The sequence below is a fragment of the Streptomyces spiralis genome, from assembly GCF_014654675.1.
GTDB lineage: Bacteria > Actinomycetota > Actinomycetes > Streptomycetales > Streptomycetaceae > Streptomyces > Streptomyces spiralis.
In genome coordinates this window covers 1-11677 of record NZ_BNBC01000053.1, presented here as the reverse complement: position 1 = coordinate 11677, position 11677 = coordinate 1, and the positions used below count along the sequence as shown (strand labels likewise).

Annotated in this window: 16 protein-coding genes and 1 pseudogene; 14 read left to right on the top strand and 3 right to left on the bottom strand. The window is 67.0% G+C overall.

What is annotated here, in order from left to right; genetic code table 11:
• Positions 1–207: pseudogene (locus tag IE318_RS36735) on the top strand (LexA family protein); the annotation flags it as partial.
• Between the two features lie 946 nt (positions 208–1153).
• Here IE318_RS36735 and IE318_RS36730 read toward each other — a convergent pair.
• Positions 1154–1726, bottom strand: a complete 573-nt coding sequence (locus tag IE318_RS36730; protein WP_189907265.1) for a hypothetical protein — start codon at positions 1724–1726, stop codon at positions 1154–1156.
• A 231-nt stretch (positions 1727–1957) separates the two neighbouring features.
• On the opposite strand from IE318_RS36730, the gene IE318_RS46220 reads away from it, so the two are divergent.
• The 8 genes from IE318_RS46220 to IE318_RS36700 all read left to right on the top strand — a co-directional run bounded on the left by IE318_RS46220 (position 1958) and on the right by IE318_RS36700 (position 6065).
• Entirely contained in the window at positions 1958–2092 is a 135-nt protein-coding gene (locus IE318_RS46220) for a hypothetical protein (RefSeq protein ID WP_268256771.1), read from the top strand.
• On the top strand, positions 2089–2217 hold the full coding sequence (locus IE318_RS46215; RefSeq protein ID WP_268256770.1) for a hypothetical protein: 129 nt from the start codon (positions 2089–2091) through the stop codon (positions 2215–2217). The genes IE318_RS46220 and IE318_RS46215 overlap by 4 nt, the downstream gene beginning before the upstream one ends.
• A gap of 293 nt (positions 2218–2510) precedes the next feature.
• Entirely contained in the window at positions 2511–3269 is a 759-nt protein-coding gene (locus IE318_RS36725) for a hypothetical protein (RefSeq protein ID WP_189907264.1), read from the top strand.
• Between the two features lie 6 nt (positions 3270–3275).
• Positions 3276–3803, top strand: a complete 528-nt coding sequence (locus IE318_RS36720; RefSeq protein WP_189907263.1) for a hypothetical protein — start codon at positions 3276–3278, stop codon at positions 3801–3803.
• A 324-nt stretch (positions 3804–4127) separates the two neighbouring features.
• Entirely contained in the window at positions 4128–4451 is a 324-nt protein-coding gene (locus IE318_RS36715; RefSeq protein ID WP_189907262.1) for a hypothetical protein, read from the top strand.
• A gap of 88 nt (positions 4452–4539) precedes the next feature.
• A complete protein-coding gene (locus IE318_RS36710) occupies positions 4540–4926 on the top strand; it encodes a helix-turn-helix domain-containing protein (RefSeq protein WP_189907261.1) in 387 nt (128 codons plus the stop codon).
• Positions 4923–5840, top strand: a complete 918-nt coding sequence (locus IE318_RS36705; protein WP_308438618.1) for an endonuclease domain-containing protein — start codon at positions 4923–4925, stop codon at positions 5838–5840. Before IE318_RS36710 ends, IE318_RS36705 begins: the two co-directional genes overlap by 4 nt.
• A 39-nt stretch (positions 5841–5879) precedes the next feature.
• Positions 5880–6065, top strand: coding sequence for a hypothetical protein (locus tag IE318_RS36700; RefSeq protein ID WP_189907260.1), 186 nt, complete (start codon positions 5880–5882; stop codon positions 6063–6065).
• Between the two features lie 64 nt (positions 6066–6129).
• Here the strand turns inward: IE318_RS36700 and IE318_RS36695 are convergent, their stop codons facing one another.
• Positions 6130–6330: a hypothetical protein gene (locus IE318_RS36695; protein ID WP_229903998.1), complete on the bottom strand. Its 201-nt coding sequence runs from the start codon at positions 6328–6330 to the stop codon at positions 6130–6132.
• Between the two features lie 1224 nt (positions 6331–7554).
• Between IE318_RS36695 and IE318_RS36690 the strand changes: the two genes are divergently transcribed.
• The 4 genes from IE318_RS36690 to IE318_RS46410 all read left to right on the top strand — a co-directional run bounded on the left by IE318_RS36690 (position 7555) and on the right by IE318_RS46410 (position 9659).
• Positions 7555–8064: a restriction endonuclease gene (locus IE318_RS36690; RefSeq protein ID WP_189907258.1), complete on the top strand. Its 510-nt coding sequence runs from the start codon at positions 7555–7557 to the stop codon at positions 8062–8064.
• A 194-nt stretch (positions 8065–8258) separates the two neighbouring features.
• The gene (locus IE318_RS36685) at positions 8259–8648 is read left to right on the top strand and encodes a hypothetical protein (RefSeq protein ID WP_189907257.1); all 390 of its coding nucleotides are present in this window, start codon (positions 8259–8261) and stop codon (positions 8646–8648) included.
• 221 nt (positions 8649–8869) lie between these two features.
• Positions 8870–9226, top strand: a complete 357-nt coding sequence (locus IE318_RS46415) for a Ku protein (RefSeq protein ID WP_308438617.1) — start codon at positions 8870–8872, stop codon at positions 9224–9226.
• Positions 9138–9659: a Ku protein gene (locus IE318_RS46410; RefSeq protein WP_308438616.1), complete on the top strand. Its 522-nt coding sequence runs from the start codon at positions 9138–9140 to the stop codon at positions 9657–9659. Before IE318_RS46415 ends, IE318_RS46410 begins: the two co-directional genes overlap by 89 nt.
• A gap of 120 nt (positions 9660–9779) precedes the next feature.
• Here IE318_RS46410 and IE318_RS36675 read toward each other — a convergent pair whose 3' ends face one another.
• Complete coding sequence (locus tag IE318_RS36675) at positions 9780–10808, bottom strand: right-handed parallel beta-helix repeat-containing protein (protein ID WP_189907256.1); 1029 nt, start codon at positions 10806–10808, stop codon at positions 9780–9782.
• Positions 10809–11317: 509 nt separating this feature from the next.
• Here IE318_RS36675 and IE318_RS36670 point away from each other — a divergent pair.
• On the top strand, positions 11318–11536 hold the full coding sequence (locus tag IE318_RS36670; protein WP_189907255.1) for a hypothetical protein: 219 nt from the start codon (positions 11318–11320) through the stop codon (positions 11534–11536).
• Positions 11537–11677: the final 141 nt, after the last annotated feature.

Below are 11677 nucleotides of genomic sequence, written 5' to 3'. Positions count from 1 at the left end.
CAGGGCCGACTCGAGCCGGTGCATGCGATGAACGAAGCCGCGAATCCGGAGGGACCCAAGCGCTCCCTTCCGGGCCGACCTCCAGGCATCCGGGCGGACAGCTCGGGCCTCGCGGAACGGCAGCGCCGGGTGATCGAGGTCATCAGGGACTCGGTGCAGCGGCGCGGCTATCCGCCCTCCATGCGGGAAATCGGCCAGGCCGTCGGCGGAGCCGGATGACCACTCCGGCCGCGCCCACTACTGGTACGGCGCCACCGTCACCGAGGCACTCGCTGGACGGGGTGGGCTACCACGAAGCGGATGACTGATCCCTGGCAAAGTTCGGCGAACGAGCTTTTCGGAAAGTTGGACGCGGCGCGAAATCTCAAAGTTGGGGCGGACGCGAAATCGGAAAGTTAGGTCGGCCGACACAATCGCCGGACACGGCATTTGCGCGGGCGCTAGGGTAGAGACATCGCACGCATCTATGGATGCGTGAGGGTGGGGTCGGCCAGTGGTCCGGCTCCTGGACGACCCCCGCGCCACTAGTGTCGGCAGCAGCGGGGGCCGCCCTCAGCAGGTCAGCGGCCGCGCGTGAACCAGGCCAGGATGTCGATCAAGATGGCGGCAACCACCTGAAGCGACAACTGGGCGAACCAGGTCCGCGCGCGGTTGCTGCTCCACACGGACCGGCACCACTCGCGGACGGCTTCGAGGACCAGCGCACCACGAAGACGTACGCCGGCCCACCTGGATCGGAACACCTCGCAGAGGTGTTGCCATGACGCAGGGCGCATGGCTCTCCCTTCTCTCGTAGGAAATGTGTGTCTGAGAGAGGGAGTTGGACCCAAACGAGAGTATGTCTCAGCCCGAAATCGGCTCGTAGCCGATCTCTGGAAAAGGTCCGAGCGTGAACGATTGAGACAGGTTGTGCGAAATTCCGCCTGCAGCGCACGCGGCACGTAGGGATCGACTTAGTCGTCTTCGAAGGCTGGTGGTGGCGCTGTTCTAGGTACTCAATAACCTCCGGTGCTGGCCGACCTGCACTGGCCGTGAGCCCTCGCAAGAGGCAGGCGTACCGGGCGGCCGTACACCGCTCGCGTCGGGGCGGGCCGCGCGAACCCGTGCGCCCGGGAGGGCGTAGAACCTCGGCCCGCCGGCCGGGCGGGCAAGGCTACGCAGACCGGCGCCTGCGCCACCGCCGCGCCGACCACCACGCAGGTCGGTACGCCTGCCACCAGGTCGGCAGGTACCACAGGTCGTCCCGGCACACGTCGGCGAACTCACGTTGGGCAACCACGAGCGCGTTCACGGCGGCCGACACGTCCTCGGAGGGTGCTTCGAGCCCTACGTTGAGCACCCTGCTGTGCGCATTGAGGACTTCGTTCGCAGCCTCAAGGGGAGCAGGGTTCGCTGCCAGTCGCAGGTCAAGGTAGGCGTCGACCAGTTCGCTGTGGTCTGCACGCTGCTCCCGCAGCAGATGTACTGCCAAGCGGTGCGCCCTCGCTGGCGCAATGACCACGCGACGCTTCCTGCCGAGCGAAATGGAGTACAACTGGTACTCCAAGTGCACAGCTGCGAAAGCCTGGGCGGAGGCTGTGGCCGCGGTCTGAAACCGCGCGTACACCTGGCGCCGCTCCTCCCTGCTACCAAGCCTGATCCCGGCCTTGGACTGGAGTCGCTTCGTGAGCGCGGACGTTGCGGTCTTGGCGGCAGCAGAGGCCGCAGTGCTGATCGGATCAACCACTCTGGAAGTGTGCAACAACTGTCGTGCCACGGGTAGTTAAGTGCCGCAGTCCGATTGCCACCGGGAGCAGCACCAGCATCGGACGTGACGGCCGGCCGATCGTCACTACGGGAACCCTCGTAAGGCCACCGCTACTTGTGCGGACCCAGGTCACAGAACGGCCGCATCAGCTTCACACATCCCACACCACACGGGATGATGCCTCCACCAACACCGCCTTAGGGGGAAACAATGCCCGGCTACAGCGACGTGCAGAAGGCCGTACGGGTCGAGAAGTTCCGCACCTGGCTCGCGTGGGTGTGCGCCTGCGTGATCGCACTGATCATCAGCCGCGCGGTGAAAGCCTGGGCACTGCACGCACGGTGATCAAGGTGCTGCTCGCGATCGCGTGGCTGGCGCTGACGGTGGCTGCGTTCCGGATGACGGGCGCGCTGAACCGGAAGACCGACCCTGCACGGCGTGAGGTGCTCGGCGAGGACTACCCCGGCTGAACTACGTCAGTACGCCTGACCATCGAACTCTCAGTCGACGCGCAACCCTGCCCATGCAGTCCACGCGGACCGTGCCGGCCACCTTCCAGCGCCGCCCGGCCACGCCGCAACAAGCCGTCCGTGCTGCAGTGGCCTACATCCGCAGCATGTACGGCCGCTGACGACGGCGCGCCGTTCGCCGCGCCGAGGCCCTGGGTTCGTGTCACAAATGCGCCACGGATTCTGCATGCTATGTACATGAAGTTCACGAGATCCTCACAATGACGGGCGTTAGTACCGTCCTTGGGGGGACCATGCACGTCAGAACAACCGCGCTCGTGACCATCGCCGTCCTCGCTGCCACGCTCACCGGGTGCAGCAGCGACAAGGCTGACAGCAAGCCCGGCCACATCGCCGGCGACAGCGCGGCCGTTGCCAACCAGCCCAGCGAATCCCGTGCCGACGTGCGCCTCGTGTGGAGCCATACCGGGAAGGACGACAGCGGCGATACAGGCGTCACCTACGTTGCCCGGGTGACTAACCCCGGTAACTCCCTGGCATCCGTGGCCATCGACGCGCGCGCCCTGGACAAGACGGGCGCCATCGTCGGCTCGGGCCGGGAGACCCTGCCGAACATCCCCGCCCACACCACGGTGGACTTCCTCGGCACGCTCGGCGGCAGCTTCACTCAGCTCACCGGAAGCCCCGCGAAGATCGACGTCACGCAGGCGAAGGACGCCTTCGGCAGGGCCGGAGCCGTCGAGCAGCCCATGCTCGCCACCAGCGAGCTGAAGCTCACTCAGGGCAACCGCGACGACCTGTTCACGAACGACCCGTTCTCATACGACCTGACGGTGAAGGTCACCAACAGTACGCACGGTGACCTGCAGGGTATGGTCACGCAGCAGGTCATCCTCTACAACGCGGCCGGTCAGATCGTCGGCGGCGACAGGGGCTCGTCGGACAACGCGCCCGACAACCTGCCCGCGGGGATGAGCTACCGCGAGGAGTGGACCGGCATCCCCGCCCAGGGCAGGGCGACCCGCGCCGTCTACACCGTGTGGGAAGGCTGATCAGGCATGCACAACAGAACCGCGCTGGTCGCCATCGTCGTCCTCGCTGCCGCGGTCACCGCGTGCGGCAGCAGCGAGCCCTCGCCCGGCAAGGCAGGCCGCGCCACCAACGCCAACTCGCCGACCTCTGCCACACCGAACACGGCCGCGCCGAGCACGGCCGCGCCGAAGCTGTCCACCGCCTGGGTCCCGAAGCTGGATAAGGTCACCTCCAGCGGTGTCCAAGGCGTCTGCACGCACGTCGGAAGTCAGCAATGCGCCGACCATCTCACCGACATCGTCACCGTCGGGATCGACCTCCAGCAGGCGATCACGGAAGCCGGCGCGAAACGGATGTACCCGCGGTCCACGGACGAGCTCGACAAGATGATGCGCGCCTCAGACGGTTACACGAACGACGGCTGCCTGAACGATCCGGCCGCGGACGTGGACGGTTCGCCGTGTTTCAAGCACTCGCTGGACATCATGGGAGCCGGCGCCTCTCTCCAGTTCACGATGGAGACGGATGAGATGCGGTGGGAGCTGGACGGCTGACGGTACGGCCCGGCACGCCTCCACGGCGTCCCGGAGCGTGCCAGCACTGAGGGGACACGTCGGCGGCGTAGTGCAGCTGCACGTCCGGATTGAAGCCCGTCTGTTCGATCACCGCGTCGGTGCAGCGCGATCTCAGCGAGCAGATGCACGTCACCCGCGTCGCCTACCCCGGCCGTTTCCGTGGGCCAGCCCGTACGGGCCGCCACCGGGCAGGCACTGACCGACGCAGCACCGCCCTCTCAGCCCGGGCTTAGCGCGGCACAGGGCTGCCGCTGGTCTCTCGCTCTGCGGCATGATTCCCACCCGCGACATGAGGGGGGACAAGTGAGATCACGCCTGCATTGGATCCACAGCAAAGGCCAGCACGTCAGCGTCGAGCGCGGATCGACATATCTGGGCGAGACGGTTGCCAAGTACATCGTCCTTGTCGTCCTGTTGTACATCCCGGCCCACTTCTTTCACTGGGAAAACTGGACAGCCTTCGCCGCAGCCAGCCTCTATCTGCTCTGGGAGCTGAGCCGGATGAACGATGCCCTTGCCGAACTGGCTGACATATGGAACGAGCAGTACCGCGCGAAGCAGGAAGCAGAACGCGACGAGTACCTGCGCAAGCGCCGAGGAGAACGAGGGCAGTCAGGGCAGTCCTGACGCAGCGACGCCCCGCGCCTAACCGCGCAGCCGGCGGCCTCGCGCCACTGGACGTCAGACGCCGGAAGCGTCGAGGGAGGGCGGAACGATGACCGAACCACACCGAAGAGGCGACGTGAACGACGAGCAGACGGATCTCGCCGACCTGATCAACCAGATCAAGGACGCGCACCACGTCACCGAGACCGAGATCGCCAAGCGCATCGGCGTCCACGTCTCCACCGTCAACAACTGGGTACGCCGCAAGAGCACCCCACGCCCGGACGCCATCCACGCCCTCGCCCGCGAGTTCCCCGACCACAGCCCCGAGGAGTTCTTCGCCGCCGTCGGTCGCACGACACCGGGGCCGATCAGCCCGGAGACCGAGCAGCGGCTACTGCAGCTTTTCAAGGGACTGACCGCGCAGCAGCAGGAGTTCGTTGAGATCCAAATCCGCGGCCTCGTCGAACACAACCAGCGCAACGGTGCCTCATGACTTCCGCCGCTCAGTCCGTCAGGTTGCTGCACGGCGTACCGAGACTGATAGCCGAGGCGTTCGAGCCGCCCGCTCCAGAGCCCGAAATTCGCTCGTCCCTGGCCGAAGAACTGGCCGCCTTTGTGCGCTCAGTCTGCAGCACACAGATGCGGGCGCGGCCGATTGGAAGCCCCCACTGGTGTCGCCCACCCATCATGCGGCCGCTGCCATTCGCCTGGCCGGACAAGATTCGCCCAGACAGTGAAGGCCTATACCATCCCGCATACGACACTGAGCAGCGCTACTGTCGGCACTGTCATCCCAAATGCGCCGACTGGGCCGGTCCCGCGGTGGACCCGGCCGTAGTCCCACGAAGGGCACGCTGCCCCGAGGACAACCGGCTCTGGCCAAACACAGTCGTCCGGCCGTGGCACGGCCCCCTAACCGAAACCTGGACACGCCCAGGCAAGGTCCCGCGATGGTACGTCTGGTGGCGCCTCTGGGGAGCCCAGGCCGGCCAATGCGCCACATGCCCAGGACCACCCCAGGTCATCGATCACGACCACACCACCGGTCTCGTGCGAGGCCTGCTCTGCTACGAGTGCAACTCCGGCGAAGCAGCGTGCGCGATTGAACTCGCCTTGCACCAGCACTCTGGGCTCTGCTGGTATCGCCAGTACTGGGACGACCCGCCTGGAGTCCAGTTCGGCTGGTACTGGCCCGATCCGAAGCGGCAGGGCGGTATCGAATCGTTCCTGCCTGAGCCGCCCGCCTGGGCGGCTGATAGTGCGCCGCTGACCGTGAGGTGCTCCCGATTTTGCACTGCGTGGCTGCTTCGCCGTGTATGCGGTGTCGAGGATCTCCCCGTCAGTGCCTACCCGCCGGTGCTGCCTCCGGTGGGGGATGTGGGCCCGGCCTCTCGCCGAACGGCGTAATGCCGCCTGCCCCGGACCGCTCCAGGCCGTTAAGACAGCATGCCTGATCAAGCACACAGCGACGAAGTCATCTACGACCACCTCCCGGACGGCACGATCCTCGGACCGATACCGTTCCACGACGCCGAGAAGATGGTCGCCCTCCTCAAGAAGCGCATGGCCCCGGAGAATTTCCAGATCCTCACCGACGAACTCCGTGCTTGGTGCGCCGCCCAGCACGCCTGATCAGACCGAAGCGCGTCACGACGGGTCCCGACCCAGGCGGGTCGGGACCCTATCGCACGTCGGCCTACGCGGCTTCCTCCACGGCCGGCGGCTTACGTCCGGCAAGCACCTGCCGCACCCAGCCCTGCGACAACCGCAACTGCTCGGCCAACACCTCCACCGGCACCCCCTTGTCATGCGCCGCCCGGATCGCCCGGTTCCGCCGCGCCTGCAACCGCTCCGTCGCCGCCCGACCCGCCACCGTCCGATGCAGCAGCACAGCCACCCGCAGCAACAGCTGGCCCGCGGTCTCATCCCACCAACGCCGCACAAAAGCAGCCAGTCGTCCCAGTGATCCCCGTTGAGGTGCTGCTGTGTTCGTAGGCTGGTCGTGCTCGCAGAGGGGGACAGGGAGTGAGGCGGGCTTGCTGCCCGACTGACCGAAGAGCCAATCGGGCCCGGGGGTTCTTGGGACGCATCCCACCCGCCTCACTATGGAGTTACAGATCAACTCCGTCGTGGTCAAACAGCTTCACAATCACCGCCCACAAGGCCTTAGCCCCAACGGCGATGACCAATCGCGAAGCTGCCCTACGTAGCCATCCAGATCTCACCTGGCTGGCATCCGAGTCGACCATCCCTGCCACCTCATCTCATCGGGCCGGGACCTACGTGGACGACGTAGGCCCCCCGGGGCGGACGTTGTCCACTCGTCCATAAGCCCCGGCCCTGCCTTGAGATGAGGCTCTCTCAGCGTAGCGGCGGCGGCGTGCCGCGGGGAGCCCTCATCGCCGAACTGGCCCAAACACGACGAAGGGGCGCGCGCCGATCGTCTTTCCGAACCCAGCGCACGCCCCCAAACGGAGATCACCGTAGCGCCCCACAAAGCACGGGAGTCACGACCGTGACCACTGCCGCCCACAACGTCCGCACCATCGCCGTCCACGTTCGGCCTCGGCCTCCGCGGCTGCCTCACCGCTCTCCAAGATGCTGGCCATGCGGAATACAACCGGCACCGCGCCACGTACCTCCTCAGCCTGGACCGCGACCCCATCCAGCTCGGCGGCGGATTACCGAGGACAAGGGGCATCGCGTCGCCCGCGGCGCCGCGGAGCGCGCCTTCGGCATCACCTCCCAGTCGAGGACGCTCAAGACGCGGCACGAGGAGTGCGGCGGGGCGATCGACGTTCACAGCGGGGAAGGCCGGCGGTCGGTCGCGCAGTAGCGCCCTGACCGCGACCTCGCTGTCGCGGCCAGGCCTACCAAAGTTGTTCCATCTGCCCGCCTTCGTAAGGCACTACGGGTACGCTGCCGCCGCCGATCATGTCCCTGGGGGGAACTCCATGTCGCCACGCCGCACCAGACGCGGTCCGTCCTGCTCGAACGTCGTCCTCGTTGCTACCAGCGGGGTCGGCGTCCCACTCGCCGTCCTCACCGAACTCGTCGAGCACGCCCCCGCCCTCGGTTTCCCGCTACTCCTGGCCGCGCTTGCCGCCGGGGCGGCGTCTACATGATGCGCCGCGCTCGCAAGGCCGAGCAGCGTCGCCTCCAGGCAGAGCAACAGCAACTCGAGGCTGCCCGCCAGGCCCAGATCCGCGAGGTGCAGTCACGGGAGATCGCCCGCTACCACACCATGAGCCCGGACGAGTTCGAGCGCGCCATCGCCTACCTGTGCCAGCGCGACGGATGCACGGACGTCAAGGTTGTCGGCGGCGCCGGGGACCTTGGCGCCGACGTCATCGCCACCGCCCCCACCGGACAGCGGCTCGTCTTCCAGTGCAAGCGGTATGGGCCCACCCACAAGGTCGGCTCCCCGGACATGCAGAGCTTCGGCGGCACCTGCTACACGATGCACGGCGCCGACATCCCCGTCCTGGTCACCACGAGCACCTTCACTCAGCAGGCCGCCAGCTACGCCGCCGCACAGGGCATCTGCCTCTACAACGCCGACCGGCTCGCCGGTTGGGCCACGCAGACCGGCTCGGCCCCCTGGCAGCAGGCCACCGTCCCGGCCGCGTAACCACCCGCACGGGCTCCCACCAACCGCGGTCGGGGCCCGTTCGTGACGCTTGAGGACTGGGACGGTCGTGCGTCACGGCCCAACTTTCCAGGTCGGAGCGTTTGACGGTCTCGCGGAAGCGGCCGCTGACAATCTTGGACACCCTCGTTCTCGTCTCCGCAGGCACCCTTGGACCACACCACCAGGAGGAACCAGTGTCATACCGGCAACCGCTCACCCCCGAGGAGAAACTCGCCGACGCGAAGAAGCAGCTGAGCCTCCCGCGTATCGTCGTGATCTGCGGCTCCACCCGTTTCATGACCGAGATGACCGAGGCCGATCTGCGCGAGACCAAAGCCGGAAAGATTGTCGTCAAGCCGGGTTGCGACATGAAGTCTCCGCACGAACTTTGGTCCGATCCTGTCGAGGCCGAGGCGCTGAAGGTTCGACTCGACGATCTGCACCGAGCGAAGATCCGGCTCGCTGATGAGGTGCTCGTAGTCGGCGACTACATCGGAGACAGCATCCGAGCCGAAATCGCCTACGCCCGGTCGCTGGGCAAGCCCGTGCGGTTCACGCACCCCGAAGTCGACCCCGACGCCTGACCCACCACACCCTCCGCAGGCACCCCTTGGAATTGATCATCTAGTCATGCCACGCGCCCGGGCCGCCGCGGATGCCTCCGCACCGGGGCTGGTCGTAGGCTGATGCTGCTCGGGACTACTGCGGGAGGTATGCCACGCCCCGGGGCATCTGGAGTGGCGCGATCAGCTTCGGGCTCGTCACCGTTCCTTGCCAGGTCCAATCCGCCACCGAAGATCACTCGGTGCGGTTTCACCAGTACCACTTGGCCGACCAGGGCAGGATCCGCTACAAGAAGATCTGCGAGCTGGAGGACCGTGAGGTTCATCAGTCTGAAATCGGCAACGGCTACGAGCTGTCACGCGACCAGGTCATCCCAATCAGCGACGCCGAGCTGTCCAACCTGCCTCTGCCGACCGCGCGCGCCATCGAGATCGATGCGTTCGTTCCGCTCGCCAGCATCGACCCGATCCGGATCGGCGAGGGCTACTACCTGGCCCCGAACCGAGCGGGTGGCCGCGAAACCGTACAAGCTGCTGGTCGAGGCGTTGCGCCGGTCGTCGCGGGTGGCTGTCGCCAAATGGGCGTGGCACGGCCGTGAGAGATTGGGCCTGCTCCGGGTGCGGGACGACGTGCTCGTCATGCACGTGATGCGCTGGCCGGACGAGATCCGCAACCCTGCCGAGCTACTCCCGCCGCCGGTGGAGGTGAGCGAGGCCGAGATCAAGGGAGCCCTGGCTCTCATGGACACGATGACCCTCGACGCTCTCGAGGGCCCGGACTTCGTCGATCACTACACCGAAGCGCTGGAGCAGGTGATCGGGGCCAAGCGCGAGCACCGCGAGCCGCCGGCCGCACCGGAGCCGGAGGCCGAGCCCGGCCGGGTGCTGGACCTGATGGCCGCACTGAACGAGTCCGTGGCCCGCGCCAAGGCCTCCTGCGGCGACGTCGGCGAGGCACAGGTGCACGAGATGCCCGCCCCGAAGAAGAAGGCCGCGGCGAAGAAGCAGCCAGGCAAGAAGGCCGCGCGCTGACCGCGCTCAGCGTAAGCGAAGCGCTGCGCCATTTCGCAGCAGGCCCGGGCAAGTCGAGATGCTGCACTTGCCGGGGCTCCTGCGCGCCGCGGTAGCGTCTACTGCCAGCGGCGAAGGCAGTCAGCCACTGCAGCCGGGGACGGAGCCGGGTGGGGCGCAGTTGTTCGGCGTGTTGGTGAACACCCGCGACCGGTTCAGCGTGACCGTAGCCGTCCCGAAGACAGAAGTGTTGTAGATCCCGCCCCCGTCGGTGCCGGCCTGGTTATGGTCCACCGTGGAGTTGGTCAGGGTGACCGGACCGCCAATGTTGCGGATGCCGCCGCCGAAAGTAGTCGCGGTGTTGCGGCTGACCTGCGAATTAGTCAGCCGCGTCGTGCCGCTGGAGTCAATACCCCCCGAGACCCATCCGGTGTTGTAGTCCACCGTCGAGTTGGTCAGCGTCACCGTGCCAAAGCCGTTCACGATGCCGCCGCCACCGCCCGCCACGGTGCTCGCGGAGTTGTGGGTGACTCGCGTCCCTACCAACTGCACAGTACCGTCCGAGGTGAAGACGCCAGCGCCGCTGACTGCGAAGTTGCCGCTCACCGTTGAGCTGGTCAACCTCACTGTGCCGCCCCCGTTGAAGATCCCGCCGCCCAGGTTCCCGCCGTTGGCGCTCACCGTGGAACCGGTCAGTGTCACGGCCCCAGAGTTGTAGATGCCACCGCCGTAAAAAGTCGCATTATTGCTCGTCAGACTAGAGCGGGTCAGCGTCAGCGTGCCGAGGTTGGTGATGCCACCGCCCTGGAAAGGGCCGCTGGACAGACCATTAGTGATGCGGAGGTTGGTCAGCTGGGCCCGGACCCCGGCAGCGACGGTCACGACGGTGCCAGTGCGGTTGCCGTCGAGGGTCGCGCCTAGGCCGACCAAGCTGAGGTTCTTATCGATGGTGAAGTTGCCGGTGCAGGTCCCGCTCACCAGCAGCGTCGACCCCGCAGGGACGCTGTCGATCGCGGTCTGCAGGTTCTGGGCCGGGCAACGCACCAGCGTCACCGGGGCTGCCTGAGCCGGGACCGCGCCGACCAGGCCTGCAACTGCGGTCGTCGCTGCCAGGGCGGTTGCGGCCAGCACCCGTCTGTGCCGCGCCCCTCCGGCTGTACGCAGAGACATCGTGCTCCTCGTGCACTCATCGGGCCCTTTCGGCCCTCCCACCGCGCAAGGTAGATAGGAACATCAGTCTGATGCTCCGCCACGCCGACCAGGTCCTCCGGACAGCCTGGGGCTGATGACCAGGATGGCCCTGCGGAGTGCGTGATCTGTCAGCTCTCGATGAAGCCGAGCCCAGCGTCGGGCCGGCAGTGCCCGCACGCCTTGACGCCCTCGGCGAGCGCCTGCAGGCTCACCGTGCAGGGCGGCGACGGCCACGACCCAGACGTCTCCTTCAGCGGCTGCGGCCGCACCCGGACCGGCACCCCCACCCCGGCCTGGAAGCAGCGGTCCCCCCGGCCGCGCACCCCGTCGCGGCGGGTCCTGCACTTTCGGAACTCGTTCGCTCCTACTCCTTCTGCGGTGCCGTCGCATCGGGCATCCTCAAGTGGCGCTGAATCTCTGGGGGGCGTATGACCAAGCCATTGAATGGCGAGTCGGCTTCTGAGGCTATGGCTCGGCACAAGGCGGCGATGGCGCAACGCAAGGCGGCGCTTGAACTCATGGCGCGCCAGGCCGCCGAAGGAAAGAACCAGGCCGTCGAGAAGGAGGGCAGGCACAAGCGACGCCGACGTCGAGCAAAAGGCAAGGCCAAGGCCGCGCCTGCCGAGCTTGAGCTGCGCGTAGGACGCGTGAGCACGAGCGTGCGAACGGTGTCGGGCGGATTGCCGTCGCTGCGGAAGCGGCGCTGAGGAGCGGCTACCCCTCCAGGTATCCGAGCTCGGCATCGGGCCGACAGTGACTGCACGCCTCGACGCCCTAGGTGTGTTGTCCCGGGACGTTGGTGACACGCGTGCTGGGTGCTTGAACAGGTGAGGGCCTTCTGGGTTCGG